Genomic DNA, 19538 nt, shown 5'->3' on the forward strand with positions numbered 1-19538 from the left:
GGGTCGTCAGTCGGGCCGCCCGTTGCCGTCGTACTGGGCGCGGATGCGCTGGATGTAGTTCTGTGTCTCGCGAAACGGGGGCACGCCGCCATGCCGTTCCACCGCGCCGGGGCCGGCATTGTAGGCGGCCAGGGCGAGATCCAGATCCCCCTCGAAGCGATCGAGCATGGCGGCCAGGTAGCGCGTGCCGCCATCGATATTCTGGGCGGGATCAAAGCGGTCGGTCACCCCGAGATCGGCGGCGGTAGCGGGCATCAGCTGCATCAAGCCGTGCGCGCCCACCCGGGATACCGCCTGCGGATCGAAGCAGGACTCCACGTGAATCACCGACTGCACCAGCGCCGGGTCCACGCCCTGGCGGTGGGCGGCGTTGTGGATGAGGTCCGCGAAATCGCCACCGCCGGTGGCCAGGGCATTGCGGGCGCGGGCACCGCAACGTGCGCGGGCGGTGGGTCGGCCGTAGGTGGCGATCAGCTCCATGCCGCTATTCTGCTGACGCTGGTTGGTGATCAGGCGCTCTCCACCCGGGCCCTGGAACACGAAGATCTGACTGGGTGACCAGTTTCCACCGCCGGGTGTCGAGGTGACCGTGCCGGCACCGCCGGGCGAGCGGATGGTCTCGTAGGGAACGCCCTGCGGGCGCTCGTCGGTCAGGACCCGGGCCCCGGAGGCATCGCGAAAGGAGTAGAGCTCGGCCGCGCTGGTGCCGGCCAGAGCCAGCCCCGCCACCAGTATCAGCAGGCGCAGCACCGTCCGACCGGAATGCTTACCATGGTGCCTTGTATGCAAGCCCTGTTCCCCCTGGCCCGGATGCGAGCCGAGTACTGATCCCGATGACCGAGACCGCGTTCACAGTTTGCATTATGGCGCCGGAGAGCGCACGCCTGAAAGCGCGTGTCGAACGCCTGGTCGACGGGGCGGGTGTGACGGCGCCGGCGGTCGAGGTGCTGGAGTCGGTGGACTCGACCAACCGCTATCTGCTGGAGACCCGCCCCGAGGCGGGCGATCTGCCACGCGCCTGCGTGGCGCAGGCCCAGACAGCGGGTCGCGGGCGGCGCGGTCGTGTCTGGCATTCGCCTCCGGGGGCGAGCCTGGCGCTGTCGCTGGCATGGCCCATCATGCAGGGGCGGGTGCCGCCCGCCTATCCGGTCGGGGTTGGCGTTGGGGTCATCCGTGCGCTGGAAGCGCTGGGTCTGGAAGGTGTGCGGCTCAAGTGGCCCAATGACCTGATGGTCGATGCCGCCAAGCTGGGCGGCATCCTGGTGGAGCAGCGCGCGGTGAGTGGTGGCCAGCCAGGCTGGCTGGTGGTGGGGATTGGTCTCAACCGGCAAGGCGCCGGTGCCCTGGAGCTGGACCGTGCGGTGACCGATCTCGCGACCCAGCTCCCCGGTCCGGTTCCGGATCTCCTGGAGCTTGCAGCCCGGGTGATCGCGGAGCAATGTCGCCTGCATCCGCTGTTGATGGGCGAAGGGCTTGTGCCGCTGGAGCGTGAGCTGGTGCGGCTGGACTGCCTGCGCGGCCGGCCGATTGAAATCCTGGATGACGGCGTCCGCGGACAGGCGCATGGAATCGATCCGGCGAGCGGCTGCCTGGTTGTGCAGTTCGACGACGGTGCGATCCGGCACCTGCATTCGGGCGAGGTCTCGGTACGGAGTTGCGAACATGGCTGACATTGCCCTGGTGGATATCGGCAGTACCCGTGTGAAGTGGCAGGTGCGCAACGCGGAGGGCGAAGTGCTGGGGTCCGGGGCGAATCGTGACCCGGCCGGTTGTGTCCGTGGCCTGGCCTCGATGGCGCGCGAGGCCCCGCTCACGGCCGTCTGGTTGTCGCGGGTCGGGCCCGGCGAGCGCGAAGCGGCGTTCTCGGCCGAACTGGCGGCTGCCGGGATCGACGCGCCGGTACACGCGGTGACGGTGCCGGCGGACGGCCCGCATGGCCTGCGGATCGACTATGCGGCGGGGCAGTTGGGAGTGGATCGCTACTGCGCGCTGGTGGCGGCGCGGGCCCGCTGCGATGCGTCGATGATTCTGGTCGATGCCGGCACCGCCGTCACCGTGGATGTACTGGAGGCGGACGGTCGCCATGCGGGAGGCTATCTGTTGCCGGGGCGCCAGCTCGGCTGGGAGGCGCTGCAGACGCGTCTGACAGATCGCATTGCGCCGCGCGAGGCCACGCAGTGGCCGGATGATCTGGAGACCGCGCCGGGCCTGAACAGCACCGAGGCCCTGGAGCGCGGATGGAGCCTGGGGCTGGCCGGCGCGCTGGATGGGTTGATCGCGCGCTCACGGACCGCAGAGCGGGCGGACGCGGCCTGCTGGCTGACGGGGGGCGATGCCTACTGGCTGGCGCCGGTGCTGCGTGCAGAGTCCACGATCTTCCCGAACCTGGTGCTGGACGGCCTCTGGGAGCTGTCGCGCTGGGAGGGCGCCGAATGCGCTGGCTGATCCTGTTTCTCGCGTTGGTGAACCTGGGGTATTTCACCTGGGCCTGGCACGACGGCCGCCTCAACCCCGATCCCTACGCCGACGTGCCCCCGCTGGAGCGCAATGGTGGCGAGGTGGAGCTGCTGGATGCGTGGCTGGAGGCGCCTGCTGGTGACTCGGACCCGGGTGATTCGGTGTGGCGTGAACGACTTCGGAGCGGGGTCCAGTAGTGGCTCTCTAACGCTCCCGCTGTGCAGCGCGTTCGGCACGGCGCCGGTCGCGGTGGCGTTGCCAGGCGGCCGACAGGCGGCGGGAGGCCCAGTAGCCGGCAATGGCGGTTGGCGTGGCGATCAGCAGGCTGCCCATCAGGGTATAGGTGATCTCGTCCCCGATGCCCTGCAGATACCAGGCGTCGGGGTCGTGCGAGATCAGGGGGACATGATAGAACACGGCCTCGCCGAGTTCGTGGAAGCCCCAATACAGCGGCGCGGCGGTGAAGGGGTTGCTGACGAACGAGGCCACGAACGCCGTGGGAAAATTGCCCGCCAGTGCAATGCACAGAATGATCATCAACACGGTCTGGAAGCCGACCGTGGGGGTCAGGCCAATAAACAGCCCGATCGCGACCCCGCGGGCCATCGCCTCCGGGCCGCTCTTCATGCTCCCGGCGGCATGCAGCCCGGAATGCAGGCGCGGATGACGGGCCAGCCAGTTGTGGGCGCGCCAGCGCAAGGCCCGCCAACGGATGCTGGCCCGTCTCAGCATGGCCGCGAGTGCCTCAGGCCGCTCCCCACCGGGCCGCGGTCTCGGGTGTCCAGCCGACGGTGATCGCGTCGTCCTGTTCGATGACGGGCCGCTTGATGAGCGCCGGGTGTTCGAGCATCAGCGCGATGGCGCGTTCCGCATCCAGTCCCTCGCGCTGATCGTCCGGGAGTTGGCGCCAGGTCGTCCCGCGCCGGTTGACCAGGGTCTCCCAGCCGACGGCATCGACCCAGCCGCGCAGCCGATCCGCCGCCAGCCCGTCCTTGCGAACGTCCACGAAACGATAGCCCACGCCGGCCGCATCCAGCGACCGACGGGCCTTGCGGACGGTATCGCAGTTGGCGATGCCGTAGAGCGCGATCTCAGACATCGCGCAGCAGGGCGTTCAGGCCCACCTTGGCCTTGGTCTTCTCGTCGACGCGCTTCACGATCACGGCGCAGTACAGCGAGTACTTGCCGTCCTTCGACGGAAGGTTGCCGGAGACGACCACGGAACCGGCCGGCACGCGGCCGTAGAGGATCTCGTCGTTCTCGCGGTCGTAGATGCGGGTGGACTGGCCCAGGTACACGCCCATGGAGATGACCGCGCCTTCCTCGACGATCACGCCCTCGACCACCTCGGAGCGCGCGCCGATGAAGCAGTTGTCCTCGATGATGGTCGGGGCGGCCTGCAGCGGCTCCAGCACGCCGCCGATACCCACGCCGCCGGAGAGGTGCACGTTCTTGCCGATCTGGGCGCAGGAGCCGACCGTGGCCCAGGTGTCCACCATCGTGCCTTCATCGACATAGGCGCCGATGTTCACGTAGGACGGCATCAGCACGGTGTTGGGGGCAATGAAGCTCCCGCGACGGGCGGTGGCCGGGGGCACGACGCGCACGCCGGCCTCGCGGAAGTCGCGGCTGGAGGTATCCGCGTACTTGGACGGGACCTTGTCGTAGTAGTTGGTGAAGCCGCCCTTGATGAACTCGTTCTCGGAGATGCGGAACGACAGCAGCACGGCCTTCTTGAGCCATTCGTTCACCACCCAGTCGCCGTCCTTTTTCTCGGCGACGCGGGCACGGCCGGTGTCCAGCATATCCAGCGCCTCGTTCACGGCGTCGCGGACGTTGGTTTCCACGTTGCGCGGGTTGATGTCGGCGCGGCGTTCAAAGGCGGCTTCGATGGTGCTCTGGATATCGGACATTAGGTATTCCCTTTAAGGCAATGAAAAATAAATTGATGAGTGGCGTTAACGATACAGCGCGGTGATCCGCTCGGCCGCCTCGATGCAGGCGGCGGGCGCGGCGACCAGCGCCATGCGCACGTGTCCGGCCCCGGGATTGTGCCCCGTCTCCGGGTCGGTCCGGGAGAGGTAGCGCCCCGGCAGGACCGTGACCCCCGCCTCGCCGTAGAGGCGTCGAGCAAAGCCCTCGTCGTCACCATCCGGCACGCGCGGCCACAGGTAGAAGCCGGCGGCGGGTGCTCGCACGTCGATCACCGATTCCAGGATCGGGACCACTGCAGCGAATTTCTCGGCATAGAGGGCACGATTCTCGGCCACGTGGGCCTCGTCTGACCAGGCGGCGCGGCTGACGGCCTGGGTCGGCGGCGGCAGGGTGCAGCCATGGTAGGTCCGGTACAGCGCGAAGCGGTCGAGCAGGGCCGCATCGCCGGCCACGAAACCGGACCGCAGCCCCGGCAGGTTGGAGCGCTTGGACAGGCTGTGGAAGACGATGCAGCGCTCGAACGCGGCGTTGCCCATGCGCGCCGCGGCCCCCAGCAGGCCGGCCGGCGGCTCGCCATCGGGGTGGTAGATCTCGGAGTAGCATTCGTCCGCCGCGATGATGAAGTCATGGAGCTCGGCCAGGCGGATCAGATCCTGCATCGCGGCCTCGGACATGCAGGCCCCGGCGGGGTTGCCCGGGTTGCAGATGTAGACGAGCTGCACGTCCTCCCAGGTGGCCGCGTCGACCGCCGAGAAGTCGGGCAGGTAGCCGTTCTCCGGCGCCAGGTCGTAGAAGGCCGGCGCGGCCCCGGCGAGCAGCGCCGCGCCCTCGTAGATCTGGTAGAACGGATTCGGCATCAGCACGCGGGCACCGGGCTTCTCCGCCACGATCGCCTGGGCAATCGCGAACAGGGCCTCGCGCGTTCCGCTGACCGGAAGCACCTGCCGTGCCGCGTCCACATTGCCGAGATCAAACCGCCGTTGCAGCCACGCCGCGATGGACTCGCGCAGGGCCGGTTCGCCGCGTGTGCTCGGGTAGTGGTTGAAGCCCTGGAGGGAGGCCCGCAGGACGGGTTCGACGAAATCGGGCAGTGCGTGACGCGGCTCGCCAATCGACAGTGCGATGGGCTCCCGGTCCGCAGGCGGTTGCAGGTCCGCGAACAGCCGGCGCAGGCGTTCGAACGGATAGGGCTGTAGCCGGTCCAGGCGCGGGTTCATGGCGGCTCGGGCGTCGTGGTCGGAGTTGAACGGAAGACCGCGCAGTATACCGGGCCTCGATGCCCCGCGGGAAAACCCCGACAGACCGGCGGCGACCGGGTGGTCCGGCGCGAACCCTGCAGGATGAGCGGGGAGGCATCGGGCGGTTCTTGAGAAAAAGGTGCGCGCGCGCGGCCACGGCGACTGGGTCCTGTCACTTGACAACGATGCAAGGAGAGTTGAAATATTCGTCCATGGACAAGGTCACCGCCACCCACATGTTCGAGTCGCTGGCCTCCGGTATTCGCCTGGATATCGTGCGCCTGCTGGTGCGTTATGGCCACGCTGGGCGGGTCGCCGGCGAAATCGCCGAAACCCTGGAACTGCCGCGCACGAACCTCTCGTTTCACCTCAAGACCCTGACGCAGGCGGGCCTGCTGACCGTCACGCAGGAAGGGCGCTACCAGCGCTATCGGGTGAATCTCGACGCGATGCAGGAGCTGGTCGCCTACCTGACCGAGAACTGCTGCGCGGCCGACTCCGACGGCTGCGCGTTGCCTGCGGCCCTGGACTGTGCAGGGGATACGGAAGCCACAGCGGCTCCGCAAGTGCCGGGCCGGCACGTTCGATAGACCACGCGCCCGGGTGGGGGCTGCAACAACCGAGCCAGGCCGGGTCCACCCGGGATGGCCGGTGGGACCCCGGGCCGATCCGCGAGATGGAGTGAATCGAGGAGTCTGATCCATGAAGCGCATGCACCTGCACGTTTCCGTGCCGGAACTGGAACCGGCGATCCGCTTTTATTCGCATCTGTTTGCGGCCGAGCCGAGCGTGGTCAAGGGCGATTACGCGAAATGGATGCTGGAGGACCCGCGGGTCAATTTCGCGGTGTCGGCCCGCGGTGCGCCGGTGGGCCTGAACCACCTCGGCATCCAGGCCGAAGAGGCGGGCGAGCTCGACGAGCTGGGCCAGCGTCTGGACGCCATCGACGCGGACGTGCGCGAGGAGATGGGCACGCATTGCTGCTACGCGCAATCCGACAAGTACTGGACCACCGATCCGGCCGGGATCGCGTGGGAGAGCTATCAAACGCTCGGAAGCATCCCGATGTTCGGCGCACAGGATGAAGGGACCGGTGACTGCTGTGTACCGGAAGGGACATCAACCTTCTCGTGCGGGCCAGCTAGTGACAATGAAGCCAAGGGTTGTTGTTGACGCGTTACCTGGGCAGATACGGAGGAAGCAATGACCGACCGGAACGCCTCCGTCGAGGAGATCTCGACGAAGGAAGGCATGGGCATCTTCGAGCGCTACCTGAGCGTGTGGGTGGCGCTGTGCATCGTGGCAGGCGTCGCCCTGGGGCAGTTCCTGCCGGTGGTGCCGGAGACCCTGTCGCAGTGGGAGTACGCCCAGGTCTCCATCCCGGTGGCCATCCTGATCTGGGCGATGATCTACCCGATGATGGTGCAGATCGACTTCTCCGCCATCCTGGGCGTGCGCCGCGAGCCGAAGGGCCTGGCCATTACCACCTCGGTGAACTGGCTGATCAAGCCGTTCACCATGTTCGCGATCGCCTGGTTCTTCTTCATGGTGGTGTATGCCGCCTGGATCCCTGAAGACCTCGGGCGTGAGTACCTGGCCGGGGCGATCCTGCTAGGCGCGGCGCCGTGTACCGCGATGGTGTTTGTCTGGAGCTACCTGACCCGCGGGGATGCCGCCTACACGCTGGTGCAGGTGGCGGTGAACGACATCATCATGCTGTTCGCCTTTGCCCCCATCGTGGTGCTCCTGCTGGGCGTGTCGAACATCCACGTGCCCTGGGACACCGTCGCGCTGTCGGTGCTGCTGTACATCGTCATTCCGTTCGTCGCCGGCTACCTGACGCGCATCTGGCTGATCCGCAAAAAGGGCATCGAGTGGTTCGACAACGTGTTCATGAAGCGTCTGGGCCCGGTCACGCCGATCGGCCTGCTGGTGACGCTGGTCCTGCTGTTCGCCTTCCAGGGCGAGCGCATCCTGGAGAACCCGGGGCATATCGTGCTGATCGCGATCCCGCTGATCATCCAGACCTTCCTGGTGTTCTACATCGCCTACTACTGGGCGAAGGCCTGGCGGGTGCGTCACGCGGTGGCGGCCCCCGGCGCGATGATCGGCGCGAGCAACTTCTTCGAGCTGGCGGTGGCCGCGGCGATCGCGATGTTCGGCCTGCAGTCGGGTGCCGCGTTGGTGACCGTGGTGGGCGTGCTGGTCGAGGTGCCGCTGATGCTGGCGCTGGTGCGCATCGCCAATCGCACCCGCCACTGGTTCCCGGAGGACACCGAGGCGAAACCGGCATGACCACGATCACCCTGACCGACGCCGCGCGCGAGTGGCTGGCCGGGCAGGGTGGCGAGGTGGTGCTGCGATGGTCCACGCGCCACGGTTGTTGTGGCGGCCAGGCGGCGGTGCCGGTGGCCGAGCGCGGCGCGCCCCGCCGGGCCGACGGCTACACGGAGCACGAGATCGAGGGGATCCGGGTCCATGTGGCGGGGGACCTGGGTCCGGGCCCCTACCGGATTGACGTCGAGGGCTTGTTTCGCTGGCGTCGCCTGGTGGTGGAAGGGGAGATGGGGCGGCGTTGATACTCGGGGCGGGGGAGCACGATGTCCGAACGAGTTCAGGTCGTGGTGGATCGACGGTTCGGTGGCCGACGTTGTCGATATCGTGATCATCGGGGCCCGATTTCGGCGTTCGGTCTCTTTCTTACTGCCGTCGTGGGCGGGTGTACCAGAACCAGCTGAGGCGGCGTGAGCGCAGGCTCCAGGGGAACAGCAACACCTGCGTCACCACGAGGATGTGGCGACCTGGATGAAACCAGTCCGCCTTGCGGCCGGAGGTCAGTACGGGCGTTTTCAGGATCTCGACGCGCTGGCCGTGCGCGCGGCCCCAGCGTCTCAGCGCCCGGGACAGGAACACCTCTTCCCCCGCGTACACGGCCTCGCTGAAGCCGTCCACCGCCGCGAAGGCCTCGCGGGTGCAGAAGACGTAGCAGCCAGCCGCCAGAGCCAGGCGCGCGGAGAGGGTGTTCCACGCGGTGGCACCCCAGCGATAGATCCGGTGGCTAAGGTGGTCGAAGGTCACCCGCGCGCCACCCCCACAGACCTCGCCGCTGTCCAGCGCGTCCAGTGTTGCCTGCAACAGGGCGCGGTCGGGCCAGGTGTCGGCATCGACGAACAGGAGGTAATCGCCGCAGGCTGCGGTCGCGCCGGCATTGCGGGCGCGGCTGATGCGGCGCTCGGGTTCGAACACGACGCGGCATCCCGCGGCCTGGGCAATCTGTGGCGTGCGGTCGGTCGAGGCGTTGTCGACCACGATGATCTCGCTGTTCCGGTCAATGCCGGATAGCGCTTCCTGCACCGCCGCCAGGGTGCGCGGCAGCCATTCGGCCTCGTTCCAGGCCGGGATGATGATCGACAGGGCCGGTCTGCGGGACACGTGGGTCAGTAGGTCGGCATGTGGGGGTCGACATCGCGTGCCCAGGCATCTACGCCGCCGGTCAGGTTGATCACGTGCTGGAATCCGGCCCGGTCCAGGAATCCGCAGACCTGCTGGCTGCGCACCCCGTGGTGGCAGATCACCACGATCTCGTCCTCGGCGTTCAGGTCCTGATAGGCCGTCGGGATCTGGCCCATCGGGAGCAGTTGCGAGCCCCCGATGTGGCAGTGCTCGTATTCCCAGGGCTCGCGTACATCCAGGAGCAACGGCGGGTTCTCCGCCTGGGCGAGGTAGTCCTGTAGTTCTCGGGGAGACATCTGGCGCATGGGTCGATCCGTGCCTGAGTAAGCCCGCCACGCTAGGGTGCGGCGGGCCGGGGCGCAAGAAACACGATCATTACCGCGTCGAGGGGGATCGACCGGCATGCTGTCGCGGAGGGAGACACCCATTCATGGGTACGGCGGGTCGAGTCGCCCGGGATCGCATCGTGTAGTTTGCGGCAGGAGGGCTGGCTGGAGGTTGCGGCGGTTCTTGTATAACTGCGGCGATGGGGAGGCGTGCGAGAGCATGCGAATGGCACCCGGGCCCGCGACGTTCGTGGTGGATGGGCCCGGCACCAGGCTCTGCATCCATGGCGATCGCGGGGGCTGTCAGCGAGACACGCTTAATCGGCCTCCCGTTTGCAGGTCAGGCGTCGTCGACAGCAGACGATGGTATTCCGCCCGCACCGCCGCATAGCATTCACAGGCACACGCTTCCAGACCGGGCCGGTCGAGCACGGTGATGTGCCCGCGGTGATACTCGATCAGGCCCACTTTTTGCAGTTTTCCGGCGGCGCAGGTGATGCCTTCCCGGCGCACGCCCAGGATATGGGCGATCAGTTCCTGGGTCATTTCGAGGGTGTTCGCGTGCAGACGGTCGAGATTCAGCAGCAGCCAGCGGGCGAGTTGCTGGTCCAGGGTGTGATGACGGTTGCATACCGCCGTTTGTGCCATCTGGGTCAGCAGCGCCTGGGTATAGCGCAACAGCAATTGCTGCATGTGACCGCCGTGGGTGAACTCGTCTTTCAGGACCTGGGCCTTCAGCCGAAACCCGTGTCCGGCGCTATGCACGACCGCGCGGCTGGATGTGCTTTCGCCGCCCATGAACAAGGAGACCCCGATCATGCCCTCGTATCCAACCACGGCAACTTCGGTCGTTCCGCCATCCTGCATCACGTTGAGGAGGGACACGATGGCGGTGGTGGGGAAGTAGGCGTAGCGCATCGGGTGTCCGGGTTCGGCCAGGACCTCCCCCAGCGGCATGGGTACCGCCTCCATGTGCGGGGAAAGATGCGCGTAATCGTCGAGCGGAAGTCCTGCGAGCAACTGGTTCGCGCGAAGTCTATCGGAGTACGGCATCCTGGCCCCCCTGCCCGAAGGTTGAATCAGTACATAAGCCCCCCCCGGTGGCCGCAAGCGCGACGGTGCTCCATCGCTGCTGGCTGAAGTGTTCATGGATTCGATCGTTACCAAGCCATGTTGTTTTAATAGCCTCACGGCTGCTGGACGTCAACGCTTGATTCACGTGAACGTGAATTTGAAAGGATTCTTTCGGGGGGCGTCCACTCCTACACGGGTTGCCCCGGGCCACGCGGCGCCGAGCCTGCATGGCGGGCAGATCGAGTAACACCCGGGTGCTACAGAGGTTTGGACGTTCCACGTTCAATGTGCGTGTCCAATTGGCGTGACCAGGGTGTCTGCACGGACTCGCGGAGGCGAACAGACGACAAGGCTCGCGGGGGCGGAGCGGAAGCTGCCATGGTGCAGCAGGCGCAATGTGCGGGATCGAACATACGGTGAACGCGCCTGGCCCCAGTATAGGCTGGAAGTGTACGGCTTTCGGACCCGCTCCTAGTATCGAGACCGAAAGCCCGGTGTTAGAAACCGGCTCGCCGGCGGTGGGTTGCGAACCCGGCCGCTGGAGTCGAGCCAAGTACGGAGTCCCAGCATGGAGCCACCAGCAGCGGTTGTCGAACCCGCCGATGATCCCCGAGCGTTACAGCGCGCACTGTCCGCGTATCGTACGCCGCTTCTCGCGCGCAGCGTGTTTGAACTGGTCGTTACTGTGATCCCGTTCGGACTTTTCTGGTTTCTGACCTGGGCCAGTGTGAGCGCCGGCTACTGGGGTGGCCTGGTACTGGCCATTCCCGCTGCCGGATTTCTGGTGCGGCTGTTCATGATCCAGCATGACTGCGGGCACGGGTCATTCTTCCCGTCCCGGCGCGCGAATGACTGGGTCGGACGGGCACTGGGCATCTTCACGCTCACGCCCTACGACTTCTGGCGCCGCACGCATGCCCTCCATCACGCGCACTCCGGCAATCTGGATCGCGCGGACGAGGGGAGCATCGATACCTTGAGTGTGCGGGAATACCAGGCCCTGTCTGCCTCGCAACGCCTGCGTTACCGGCTGTACCGGCATCCGCTGATCCTGTTCGGGCTGGGTCCGGTCTACCTGTTCATGTTGAACAATCGCGTTCCTGTCGGCTTCCTGCGCGCGGGATGGATGCCCTGGGTGAGCACCATGGGTACCAACGCAGGCATTGCGCTGGTCGTCGTTACGATGATGTGGCTGGTGGGTGCGGGCACCTTTCTCCTGGTGCACCTGCCGATCGCGGTTCTGGCGGGTTCGATCGGCGTCTGGCTGTTCTATGTCCAGCACCAGTTCGAGAATACGCGGTGGGCGCACGACGAGGCGTGGAGCTTCCAGGAAACGGCGCTCTACGGCAGCTCCTATTATGATCTGCCCGCCCCGCTACGCTGGATGACCGCGAATATCGGGATCCACCACGTCCACCATCTCGCCAGCCGCATTCCGTTCTATCGATTGCCCGAGGTGCTGGAAGACCATCCGCAGCTTCGCAAGATCAGCCGTGTCACGCTGAAGCAAAGCCTCCATTGCGCCCGGCTCGCCCTGTGGGACGAGGAGCGGCAGCGTCTGGTCCCCTTCGAACACGCAAGCACGCAGACACCTCCGGTACGAGCGTAGGCGTACAGCGCGGGGTCTCCGGCAGCGCTCGACGCGTGTGTCGGCCGCCGGTGCCGGACGTGCGAATGGATCAGGGTCTCCCTCGCGTGCAACCGGCCATGCCGGATCGTGCACCCTGTCTGGCGGATGGGGGCCTGTGGTCGCTCCCCGAATGACCGGCGGGCTGTTCGGCGGCCCGGCAAAGCTGCGGGCAAATCCTCCGCGGCGACGATGCGGGTCCTATCGGAGTCCGAAGAATCCCAGTATGAACAGGACGATAACGATGGCGCCGACGATGTAGATGATCTGGTTCATGAGCTTTTTCCTGGTTGGACGGGTTCGGCAACAGGCTGTCCGAACCCCGTGATTCGCCTTCAAGCGTATGCGTGGCCGGATTGCCCGTCGGTGCGGCACCGCACAGGGCGTTTCGGGACTCATTCAAGCGGGCCGCGCAAGCTGCGAAGTCACTGCATTGGCTGGCTTGTGGCGCACAGACACCCGCAGGGCCGCATGCCGAAGCAGGACGCATTGTGTTCGGCTGCCGGGTTTTGTTCGGCAACAGACAGACGCCGGGCTTGGGGCCCGCGTAGCTTGAAGCTGGCGAAACGCCGAGAACGTGGGCGGTCGCTCGAGCACGCCGGAGACCGCCTCCGGGACGCGGGTCGGGTCCCGTAAGTGAATGACGGATGGGCCGGGCGGCCATCCCGGACGTGACTCCTTTTTATCGACAACCGTTAATGGGAGAACAAGCATGAACAAGGACCAGATCAAGGGCCGCGTCGAAGAGGCGAAGGGCCAGGCAAAGCAGACGGCCGGGAAGGTCGTTGGCAACAAGGAGCTGGAAGTGAAAGGGCGCGCTCAGAAGGCGGGCGGTAAGCTCCAGGCGGGGTATGGCAACCTGAAGAAGGATATCAAGGATTCCACTTGACCCGGACTTCCGACGGGTGACCCCGGTCACCGGCTGCGATCGCGGTGCGTGCGCCGGGAAGCAGAGCGACCCGGCACCGGGCTATCATGCGGGCACTAGGGGCGGTGACCTCGGGATGGATTTGACTGGAGGACCGATGCGGAAGCTGAGCCCGGAGTTCGAGAGACAGTTGCAATTGCGCCATGAGGCCGAGTCCCGGCTAAAAGAGGGCTCGGCTCCGCCTAATGGTGGCTGGACGGTTGGCCCGGATTCGCTGACGCTCCTTTATCGCCTGGCAAGCGACCCCGATACCGCCGCGGATGCGCTCAGGCTGCTGAGTGAATTGCAGACCCACCAGGTCGAGCTGGATCTGCAGAACTCCCAGCTGAGAACCGACCAGGAGGAACTGGATCACGCCCTGGCGCGTTATCGGGGTCTCTATGAGTTTGCGCCGGTGGGGTATCTGGTGGTTGGGCTCGATGGAAGAATTCTCGAAGGCAATCGTGCCGGCGCGGAGCTGCTCGGTACGGTACCGGATGGACTCGAGGGCGAGCCCCTGGCGTCGTGGTTCGCGCAGGGCAGCCACTCGGCGATCCAGGGCGTGGTTGAAGCGTGCCGGGAAGGCGCCGGGGGTGTCTGCTGCTCGGTCGAATCCAGCGGTCGAGGGGGTAATGGCGCGGAGCCGTTGCGAATCACCGCGAGCCTGGGCCCGGGGGGCGAGGACGTATTGCTGATCGTCTCGAGGTGCGAATCATCGCCGCGATGAGCCTGCCCGGGAGGCGCTGAGCATGGGTAACCGTTCCCCTGTCGATGCTCCGGAGGCGGTACGTATTATAGGAATCGGGGCATCGGCCGGCGGTCTGGTCGCGCTGGAGGAGTTTCTGCACCGTATACCGCCGGATCGTGGCATTGCTTGTGTCGTGGTGCAGCATCTTGATCCCACCCAGAAGGGGTTGCTGCCCGAACTGCTGCAGCGGGTTACGGCCATGCCAGTGCGTGCGGCCGAACAGGGGATGCGCATCGAACCGGGTCACGTGTATGTGATTCCGCCGAACACGGAACTCACCGTGGTCGGCACGACACTGCATTTGGCCGCACCCGCGGAGCCACGGGGCATGCGCTTGCCAGTCAATGTCCTGTTTTCGTCGCTGGCCAGTGGGCAGGGCGAGCGCGCCATCGGAGTGGTGCTCTCCGGTATGGGCTCGGACGGTACGGCGGGCCTGGAGGCGATCAAGGCCGTGGGCGGCCTGACGGCGGTGCAAGACCCCGAATCGGCGCAGTTCGACTCGATGCCCCGAAGCGCCATCAATGCGGGGTGTGCCGATATCGTGGCGACGCCGAGCGAGCTGCCGGAACGGATTCTGGCCGTCGTGCGCGAGGCGAGCGCCGTTTCGGAAGAGGGGCTCCCCTCGGATAGCTCCACGCCTCTGGAACGGATCGTTGCCGCGTTGCAGCAGCGGATTCGCCATGACTTTTCGCTGTACAAGCCCAGCACGCTGCAGCGCCGGACGGAACGGCGCATGGCCATCCATGGCATCGCCTCGCTGGAGGAGTACGCAGCGTTCCTCGAACGCAACGCGCAGGAAGCCGAACTGCTGTTCAAGGAACTGTTGATCGGCGTGACCCGTTTCTTCCGTGATCCCGCCGCCTGGGAGTATCTGGCGGATACGGTGCTGCCCGGGCTTCTGGAGCGGCAGAAGGGGGCAGAGAAGCTTCGCGCCTGGGTGATTGGCTGTTCGACCGGCGAGGAGGCCTATTCGCTGGCCATGGTGTTCACCGAGGTCATGGAGCGATCGCAGCCGCCGCCTGCCGTCACGCTGCAGATCTTCGCGTCGGACTTGAGTCCGGACGGCATTGCGACCGCGCGCCGGGGCCGGTACCCACTCGCGATCGCGGACGATGTGTCGCCCGAACGGCTGGAGCGTTTCTTTACCGCCCATGAATACCACTATCAGGTGATACCGGGCATTCGGGACATGGTGCTGTTCTCGCAGCATGACGTGATCCTCGACCCGCCATTCACCAAGCTCGACCTGATTGCCTGCCGCAACCTGCTGATCTATTTTGGGCCGGAATTGCAACGCAAGCTGCTGCCCCTGTTCCACTACAGCCTGCGCCCGGGTGGCGTACTGTTTCTGGGGACTTCCGAGACCGTCGGGCAATTCAACCATCTGTTCACGCCGATCGAGTCGCGGCTGCGGTTCTATCAGCGCCAGGATCACACCTACATGGGTGGGCGTGATTTCCTGCTGCATGCCTTCCCGCCGCTGTCGGGCCCGAGCAAGGAGCGTCCCGTGTCCCCATCCGAGGTTTCCTCCCAACCCACCGATGCGCTGCAGGCGGAGGCCGATCAGGTCCTGCTGCAGGTGTATGCGCCGGCCGCGGTGGTGCTCAACGCCGATGGGGATATCGTCTACGTCAGCGGCCATACCGGAAAGTACCTCGAGCCGGCCGCCGGCAAGGCTAACTGGAATATCTTCGCCATGGCGCGCGAAGGCCTGGGTGGACCTCTGGTCGGGGCGTTGAAGCAGGCGGCGAAGGCCGACCGCCCCGTGCATCTGCATAGCCTGGAAGTGCCCACGCACGCCGGAGTGCAGCGCGTCGATGTCACCGTGCATGCCTTTCATGACGCATCCCCCTTGCGGGGCATGACCATGATCGTCTTCCGTGATCTGGCCCCGAGCACGGCCGGGCGGGGTGGGCGCAGGAACAAGGGCAAGGGGCCCATGCCGGCCGCGCATGAGGCCCAGCTGCAGCAATACCGTGCCGAGATCGAGGCCTTGCGCGAGGAGGCGCGCACAGCCCGGGAAGACTCGCAGGCTGCGACCGAGGAGCTGCAATCCGCCAACGAGGAACTGCAATCGACCAACGAGGAGCTCAATAGCTCGAAGGAAGAGATGCAGTCCATGAACGAGGAACTGCAGACGATCAATGCCGAGCTGCAGGCCAAGCTGGACGATCTCGCGCTCGCGCAGAGCGACATGCAGAACGTGCTCAACAGCATCGATATCGCCATCCTGTTCCTGGATCAGAATCTGGATGTCCGGCGTTATACCGATCAGGCGGCCCGGATTTTTCGTCTCCGGGAGAGCGATGTCGGCCGGCCGCTGAGCGATCTGACCACCAGCCTGGAATACCCGGACCTGCATGACGATGCCCGCGATACCCTGCGCACCCTGGCGGTCTCGGAGAAACAGATCACGACCGACGACGGGCGCTGGTTCACGGTCCGCATCATGCCCTATCGGCGGGTGGACAACGTGATCGACGGGGTGGTGATTACCATGGTCGATATCACCGAGACCAAGAGGCTGGAAGCCGCGTTGCGGGAGTAGCCAAACCGATGACGGCCCGCCCCAATGGGCGGGCCGTCATGGAGCATGGACGAGTGGCGGCGCGCCACCGCGATCGCGGCCTCGGCAGGGTGGCCGAGCGTGCGTAGCGGGGTCCGAGCGCTATTTGAGCTGCATGTCGTTTTTGACCGACCGTACGCCCTCGACGCCACGTGCGATCTCGACGGCCTTGTTGATGTCCTCCTGGGAACTGACGAAGCCGCTCAACTGCACGCGGCCCTCGTAGGTCTCGACGGTGACTTCGAAGCCGCTCAGGGATGGCTCGTTGAACAATGCCGCCTTCACCTTGGTGGTGATCACGCTGTCGTCGACGTACTCGCCGACCGTCTGTCTTTCATTCGATGCAGCGCAACCCGCGAGGAGCAGGGCCAGCAAAAGGGTCAGGAAGATCGGGGGTAAATATCGCAACTGTCTCATTTCTTGTTCTCCAGATGGGTATGGACCTGGTCACCGTGGACGGTGTCGGTCAGGCGCTGCATTGACTTCGGGGTGTCGGTGGCGGCTTGTCCGTCGGCAGGAACGATGGGACTAGATCCGGCCGGTGAGTAGCAGGATGAGAAGGATGATCAGCACCACGCCGATTACCCCGCCCGGGGCATAACCCCAGTTCCGGCTGTGCGGCCACGTCGGGATCACGCCGATCAACAGCAGGACGAGGACGATGAGCAGAATGGTTCCCAGTGTCATGGCGTTTCCCTCAGTGTTGTGGGCCGTTTTGTGGCCGGGTCTTCTTGACCAGCACCTGTGAGAAAGTCTGGCGTGTACCCGATGGGCTGTCTGTACGATCCCGCACACATAGCGGGTCTTTCCCGAGGCGAGAAAGACCGGGCATTAAGGCGGGGCCGGCGAGCAGGCTTGCGGGCTTGAGTTCACCCGGCGCGTGGCCCACCCAAACCGTGTGGACCAAGGGGCGGGTACGCCTCGCCTGGGCCGGTGGGCGATCGGAGGGGCCGTGCACGGAAGGTGATTATGTTCGGCGGCGAACAGAGTCGTCCGCAGGAAAATGGCATTCTTGTTCGGTAGCGTTTCCCTAAGTCGGGTCAGCCCGGGTAGCGGGCTGTCGGTTTTCTACTCGGGGGAGCCTGGACGAGACGGGCCGTCCGCGCTGTGGAACTCGCATTCAGTCCGCAGAGAGGAGTGATCATGGCCGCCAACGAGCTCGGAAACGCCCCCGGTGATGCGCTCGACCGTACGGGTAGCTGCGCAGACGGGGGCGATGGCCCGGTCTTCTCCAGGAGTGCCCTTGCCAGAATCTGGAGCGGGCAGGAACGGCTGCGGCAGAAAATGCGGAGCCGAACCTCGACGAGCGCTGCTCACCGCAACGGCTAAGGGCACGGCCCTGCCTTGCGCAGAAGGCGCTGAAAGTCGTCCAGTGGCAGTGGCGCGCTGAACAGGAAACCCTGGAAGGTATCGCAGTCCTGGTCGGCGAGGAGGCGGCGCTGTGCCTCGGTTTCCACGCCTTCGGCAACGGTCGCGAGCCCCAGGCTCTTGGCCAGGGCGAGGATGGCCGTAACGAGGGTGGTGTCGGCACCCGGTTGGCCCATGCTGGCCACCAGCGAGGGGTCGATCTTGATTTCCTGCAGCCGCAGCCGGGTAAGGCGAGACAGGGACGACCAACCCCTTCCGAAGTCGTCCACCGATAAGCGAACGCCGATCTCCCTCAGTTGCCGCGACCGGGCCATGGTCGCTTCACTGCTGTCGAGGGTCGCGCCCTCGGTCAGCTCCAGGGTCAGCCTTTCCGGATTGGCGCCAGTGGACTCCAGTGCCTTGCGGACCTGATCGACGAAATCGTCCTGCCGGAACTCCAGCGCACTGATATTGACCGCCAGGGTAAGTTCGCGGGTGGTGGGATCCTGTGCCCAGGCCGCGAGCTGGGCGCAGGCGATCTCCAGAACCCAGCGACCGATGGGCAGGATCAGACCGGTCTGTGCGGCCATCCCGAGGAAGGCGCCAGGCGCCATCAATCCGTGTTTCGGATGTCGCCAGCGGAGCAGCGACTCGGCTCCTACAACGCGCCGTGTTCCATCGAACCGGGGTTGGTAGTGCAGTTCGAGTTGCCCCTTGCTGAGTGCCTGACCCAGTGCGTCCTCCAGGATGCCACGGGCATCGAGCACCGCCTGCATCGACGGGTCAAAGAAGATTACCCGGTTGCGCCCGGCCGATTTCGCCCGGTACAGGGCCAGATCGGCATGCTGAAGCAATTCTGCTTGGGTTTCGCCCGGACCGAACAGGCGCACGCCGATGCTGGTCGTGCAGTGGAACGCGAAGTCGCCGAAATCGACGGGCTCGGCAATGCTTTGACGCAGCTTTTCGCCAATGCTCTGGGCGAGCAGGGCGGCGCTGTCCCGCGTTGGGCCGAGACCGTCCAGGATGACCACGAATTCGTCTCCGCCCATGCGCGCCACGGTATCGCCTTCGCGCAGCCCGGCACGCAGGCGCTGACCCACCTCGGCGAGGAGTCGATCGCCGGCGTCGTGACCCCGGGTATCGTTGAGCACCTTGAAATCGTCGAGGTCGAGAAACACGATCGCGCCGTAGAGGCCCTTGCGCTCGGATGCCGCCAGCGTCTGGGCCAGGCGGTCCAGCAGGAGCCGACGGTTCGGAAGCCCGGTCAGCGCATCGAAATAGGCGAGCCGGTGGATCTCGGCTGCGGCCTCGGCGCGCTCAGTGATGTCGAAAAACGCGATGCGCATGGTGTTCCCAGTGTGGGAGCGGTCCAGCGCGCCGCATTGCAGTTGGGCCGGGAACTGTGAGCCCTCCGCGTTCTGGAGTAGAAGTTCGTGCTCCTGGGGTGTGTCGAGGCGGCCCGCCCACACGGCCGCGGCGCGTTCCCGCCATCGTTCCCGATCGCAGGACGCGATGAACTGGTCGAAGGAATGTTCAAGCAACTGTGCCTGGGTGAGGCCCAGGAGCCGGGTGGCGAGCTGATTGGCGTCGGTCAATCGGCCATCGCGCGCAAGGATCACATAGGCCACAGGGGCGGATTCGAAGAGATCGACATAGCGGTTACGCGATTCCTCCAGTTCATGCTGGGCCTGACGCAGGGTCTCGTTCTGTATCTCCAGTTCGATCTGATGAACCCGGAGTTCGTGCACAAGCGCCTGGGTCGATTCGGGGGGCTCCCGGGAAGCGACCCTTGCGAGGCGGGCCTCCGCCGCGCGCCGCAATGCGTTCTTGGTCTGGTACTCATCCCTCATCTGGTACTCA

The 19538-nt window shown here is 65.8% G+C and carries 22 protein-coding genes; 11 read left to right on the forward strand and 11 right to left on the reverse strand.

Annotated features, from left to right (window positions below; genetic code table 11):
• Window positions 1-6 precede the first annotated feature (6 nt).
• Window positions 7-750, reverse strand: coding sequence for a lytic transglycosylase domain-containing protein (locus tag G333_RS0107265; RefSeq protein WP_018951991.1), 744 nt, complete (start codon window positions 748-750; stop codon window positions 7-9).
• 113 nt (window positions 751-863) lie between these two features.
• Here G333_RS0107265 and G333_RS0107270 point away from each other — a divergent pair, with 113 nt between their 5' ends.
• Genes G333_RS0107270 through G333_RS0107280 form a run of 3 tightly spaced genes read left to right on the forward strand, consistent with a single transcriptional unit; the run spans window position 864 to window position 2654 of the window.
• Window positions 864-1670: a biotin--[acetyl-CoA-carboxylase] ligase gene (locus G333_RS0107270; RefSeq protein WP_026340920.1), complete on the forward strand. Its 807-nt coding sequence runs from the start codon at window positions 864-866 to the stop codon at window positions 1668-1670.
• Complete coding sequence (locus G333_RS0107275) at window positions 1663-2445, forward strand: type III pantothenate kinase (RefSeq protein ID WP_019628079.1); 783 nt, start codon at window positions 1663-1665, stop codon at window positions 2443-2445. Before G333_RS0107270 ends, G333_RS0107275 begins: the two co-directional genes overlap by 8 nt.
• Window positions 2433-2654, forward strand: a complete 222-nt coding sequence (locus tag G333_RS0107280; protein ID WP_019628080.1) for a hypothetical protein — start codon at window positions 2433-2435, stop codon at window positions 2652-2654. The genes G333_RS0107275 and G333_RS0107280 overlap by 13 nt, the downstream gene beginning before the upstream one ends.
• A gap of 7 nt (window positions 2655-2661) precedes the next feature.
• Here G333_RS0107280 and G333_RS0107285 read toward each other — a convergent pair whose 3' ends face one another.
• The 4 genes from G333_RS0107285 to dapC are packed head-to-tail and all read right to left on the reverse strand — an operon-like array spanning window position 2662 to window position 5609.
• On the reverse strand, window positions 2662-3189 hold the full coding sequence (locus G333_RS0107285) for a DUF2062 domain-containing protein (protein ID WP_019628081.1): 528 nt from the start codon (window positions 3187-3189) through the stop codon (window positions 2662-2664).
• Window positions 3190-3202: 13 nt separating this feature from the next.
• Window positions 3203-3556, reverse strand: a complete 354-nt coding sequence (locus tag G333_RS0107290) for an ArsC family reductase (RefSeq protein ID WP_018169941.1) — start codon at window positions 3554-3556, stop codon at window positions 3203-3205.
• Window positions 3549-4370, reverse strand: coding sequence for a 2,3,4,5-tetrahydropyridine-2,6-dicarboxylate N-succinyltransferase (gene dapD / locus G333_RS0107295; protein ID WP_018145491.1), 822 nt, complete (start codon window positions 4368-4370; stop codon window positions 3549-3551). The genes G333_RS0107290 and dapD overlap by 8 nt, the downstream gene beginning before the upstream one ends.
• Window positions 4371-4415: 45 nt before the next feature.
• Complete coding sequence (dapC, locus tag G333_RS0107300; RefSeq protein ID WP_019628082.1) at window positions 4416-5609, reverse strand: succinyldiaminopimelate transaminase; 1194 nt, start codon at window positions 5607-5609, stop codon at window positions 4416-4418.
• 233 nt (window positions 5610-5842) lie between these two features.
• Here dapC and G333_RS0107305 point away from each other — a divergent pair, with 233 nt between their 5' ends.
• The 4 genes from G333_RS0107305 to G333_RS0107320 all read left to right on the forward strand — a co-directional run bounded on the left by G333_RS0107305 (window position 5843) and on the right by G333_RS0107320 (window position 8209).
• Complete coding sequence (locus tag G333_RS0107305; protein ID WP_018951986.1) at window positions 5843-6220, forward strand: helix-turn-helix transcriptional regulator; 378 nt, start codon at window positions 5843-5845, stop codon at window positions 6218-6220.
• Window positions 6221-6332: 112 nt separating this feature from the next.
• On the forward strand, window positions 6333-6803 hold the full coding sequence (locus G333_RS0107310; RefSeq protein ID WP_018951985.1) for an ArsI/CadI family heavy metal resistance metalloenzyme: 471 nt from the start codon (window positions 6333-6335) through the stop codon (window positions 6801-6803).
• Window positions 6804-6833: 30 nt separating this feature from the next.
• Window positions 6834-7925: an ACR3 family arsenite efflux transporter gene (gene arsB, locus G333_RS0107315; protein WP_019628083.1), complete on the forward strand. Its 1092-nt coding sequence runs from the start codon at window positions 6834-6836 to the stop codon at window positions 7923-7925.
• On the forward strand, window positions 7922-8209 hold the full coding sequence (locus tag G333_RS0107320; protein ID WP_019628084.1) for a CC/Se motif family (seleno)protein: 288 nt from the start codon (window positions 7922-7924) through the stop codon (window positions 8207-8209). Before arsB ends, G333_RS0107320 begins: the two co-directional genes overlap by 4 nt.
• Window positions 8210-8330: 121 nt before the next feature.
• On the opposite strand, the gene G333_RS0107325 is transcribed toward G333_RS0107320, so the two are convergent.
• The 3 genes from G333_RS0107325 to G333_RS0107335 all read right to left on the reverse strand — a co-directional run bounded on the left by G333_RS0107325 (window position 8331) and on the right by G333_RS0107335 (window position 10366).
• The gene (locus G333_RS0107325) at window positions 8331-9062 is read right to left on the reverse strand and encodes a glycosyltransferase (protein ID WP_019628085.1); all 732 of its coding nucleotides are present in this window, start codon (window positions 9060-9062) and stop codon (window positions 8331-8333) included.
• 5 nt (window positions 9063-9067) lie between these two features.
• On the reverse strand, window positions 9068-9388 hold the full coding sequence (locus G333_RS0107330) for a rhodanese-like domain-containing protein (RefSeq protein WP_018176668.1): 321 nt from the start codon (window positions 9386-9388) through the stop codon (window positions 9068-9070).
• A 324-nt stretch (window positions 9389-9712) separates the two neighbouring features.
• Window positions 9713-10366 (reverse strand): Crp/Fnr family transcriptional regulator, encoded by a 654-nt coding sequence (locus tag G333_RS0107335; RefSeq protein ID WP_019628086.1) that lies wholly within the window; start codon window positions 10364-10366, stop codon window positions 9713-9715.
• A 685-nt stretch (window positions 10367-11051) separates the two neighbouring features.
• Between G333_RS0107335 and G333_RS0107340 the strand changes: the two genes are divergently transcribed.
• The 4 genes from G333_RS0107340 (at window position 11052) to G333_RS0107355 (ending at window position 16313) form a co-directional block, all read left to right on the forward strand.
• Window positions 11052-12092 carry a fatty acid desaturase gene (locus G333_RS0107340; protein ID WP_019628087.1) on the forward strand — a complete coding sequence of 347 codons (1041 nt, stop codon included), beginning with the start codon at window positions 11052-11054 and terminating at the stop codon, window positions 12090-12092.
• Window positions 12093-12822: 730 nt separating this feature from the next.
• Window positions 12823-12999 carry a CsbD family protein gene (locus G333_RS0107345; RefSeq protein ID WP_018951978.1) on the forward strand — a complete coding sequence of 59 codons (177 nt, stop codon included), beginning with the start codon at window positions 12823-12825 and terminating at the stop codon, window positions 12997-12999.
• Between the two features lie 136 nt (window positions 13000-13135).
• The gene (locus G333_RS0107350; protein ID WP_018951977.1) at window positions 13136-13744 is read left to right on the forward strand and encodes a PAS domain S-box protein; all 609 of its coding nucleotides are present in this window, start codon (window positions 13136-13138) and stop codon (window positions 13742-13744) included.
• 22 nt (window positions 13745-13766) lie between these two features.
• The gene (locus G333_RS0107355) at window positions 13767-16313 is read left to right on the forward strand and encodes a chemotaxis protein CheB (RefSeq protein ID WP_026340921.1); all 2547 of its coding nucleotides are present in this window, start codon (window positions 13767-13769) and stop codon (window positions 16311-16313) included.
• Window positions 16314-16433: 120 nt separating this feature from the next.
• Here G333_RS0107355 and G333_RS0107360 read toward each other — a convergent pair whose 3' ends face one another.
• The 3 genes from G333_RS0107360 to G333_RS0107370 form a co-directional block, all read right to left on the reverse strand.
• Complete coding sequence (locus G333_RS0107360) at window positions 16434-16748, reverse strand: BON domain-containing protein (RefSeq protein WP_018951975.1); 315 nt, start codon at window positions 16746-16748, stop codon at window positions 16434-16436.
• A 111-nt stretch (window positions 16749-16859) separates the two neighbouring features.
• A complete protein-coding gene (locus G333_RS14710) occupies window positions 16860-17018 on the reverse strand; it encodes a DUF3309 family protein (protein ID WP_018145506.1) in 159 nt (52 codons plus the stop codon).
• 638 nt (window positions 17019-17656) lie between these two features.
• Window positions 17657-19426 (reverse strand): EAL domain-containing protein, encoded by a 1770-nt coding sequence (locus G333_RS0107370; RefSeq protein WP_019628089.1) that lies wholly within the window; start codon window positions 19424-19426, stop codon window positions 17657-17659.
• Window positions 19427-19538: the final 112 nt, after the last annotated feature.

It is taken from the genome of Thioalkalivibrio sp. AKL10, assembly GCF_000381845.1.
GTDB lineage: Bacteria > Pseudomonadota > Gammaproteobacteria > Ectothiorhodospirales > Ectothiorhodospiraceae > Thioalkalivibrio > Thioalkalivibrio versutus.

What these genes read in the sequence shown, in the direction of transcription:
- G333_RS0107280 (WP_019628080.1), top strand. Translation starts at nt 2,433, where the DNA reads ATGCGCTGGCTGATCCTGTTTCTCGCGTTGGTGAACCTGGGGTATTTC.
- dapC (WP_019628082.1), bottom strand. Translation starts at nt 5,609, where the DNA reads ATGAACCCGCGCCTGGACCGGCTACAGCCCTATCCGTTCGAACGCCTG.
- G333_RS0107350 (WP_018951977.1), top strand. Translation starts at nt 13,136, where the DNA reads ATGCGGAAGCTGAGCCCGGAGTTCGAGAGACAGTTGCAATTGCGCCAT.
- G333_RS14710 (WP_018145506.1), bottom strand. Translation starts at nt 17,018, where the DNA reads ATGACACTGGGAACCATTCTGCTCATCGTCCTCGTCCTGCTGTTGATC.
- G333_RS0107305 (WP_018951986.1), top strand. Translation starts at nt 5,843, where the DNA reads ATGGACAAGGTCACCGCCACCCACATGTTCGAGTCGCTGGCCTCCGGT.
- dapD (WP_018145491.1), bottom strand. Translation starts at nt 4,370, where the DNA reads ATGTCCGATATCCAGAGCACCATCGAAGCCGCCTTTGAACGCCGCGCC.
- G333_RS0107335 (WP_019628086.1), bottom strand. Translation starts at nt 10,366, where the DNA reads ATGCCGCTGGGGGAGGTCCTGGCCGAACCCGGACACCCGATGCGCTAC.
- G333_RS0107290 (WP_018169941.1), bottom strand. Translation starts at nt 3,556, where the DNA reads ATGTCTGAGATCGCGCTCTACGGCATCGCCAACTGCGATACCGTCCGC.
- G333_RS0107275 (WP_019628079.1), top strand. Translation starts at nt 1,663, where the DNA reads ATGGCTGACATTGCCCTGGTGGATATCGGCAGTACCCGTGTGAAGTGG.
- G333_RS0107355 (WP_026340921.1), top strand. Translation starts at nt 13,767, where the DNA reads ATGGGTAACCGTTCCCCTGTCGATGCTCCGGAGGCGGTACGTATTATA.
- G333_RS0107345 (WP_018951978.1), top strand. Translation starts at nt 12,823, where the DNA reads ATGAACAAGGACCAGATCAAGGGCCGCGTCGAAGAGGCGAAGGGCCAG.
- G333_RS0107360 (WP_018951975.1), bottom strand. Translation starts at nt 16,748, where the DNA reads ATGAGACAGTTGCGATATTTACCCCCGATCTTCCTGACCCTTTTGCTG.
- G333_RS0107320 (WP_019628084.1), top strand. Translation starts at nt 7,922, where the DNA reads ATGACCACGATCACCCTGACCGACGCCGCGCGCGAGTGGCTGGCCGGG.
- arsB (WP_019628083.1), top strand. Translation starts at nt 6,834, where the DNA reads ATGACCGACCGGAACGCCTCCGTCGAGGAGATCTCGACGAAGGAAGGC.
- G333_RS0107270 (WP_026340920.1), top strand. Translation starts at nt 864, where the DNA reads ATGGCGCCGGAGAGCGCACGCCTGAAAGCGCGTGTCGAACGCCTGGTC.
- G333_RS0107310 (WP_018951985.1), top strand. Translation starts at nt 6,333, where the DNA reads ATGAAGCGCATGCACCTGCACGTTTCCGTGCCGGAACTGGAACCGGCG.
- G333_RS0107340 (WP_019628087.1), top strand. Translation starts at nt 11,052, where the DNA reads ATGGAGCCACCAGCAGCGGTTGTCGAACCCGCCGATGATCCCCGAGCG.
- G333_RS0107330 (WP_018176668.1), bottom strand. Translation starts at nt 9,388, where the DNA reads ATGCGCCAGATGTCTCCCCGAGAACTACAGGACTACCTCGCCCAGGCG.
- G333_RS0107285 (WP_019628081.1), bottom strand. Translation starts at nt 3,189, where the DNA reads ATGCTGAGACGGGCCAGCATCCGTTGGCGGGCCTTGCGCTGGCGCGCC.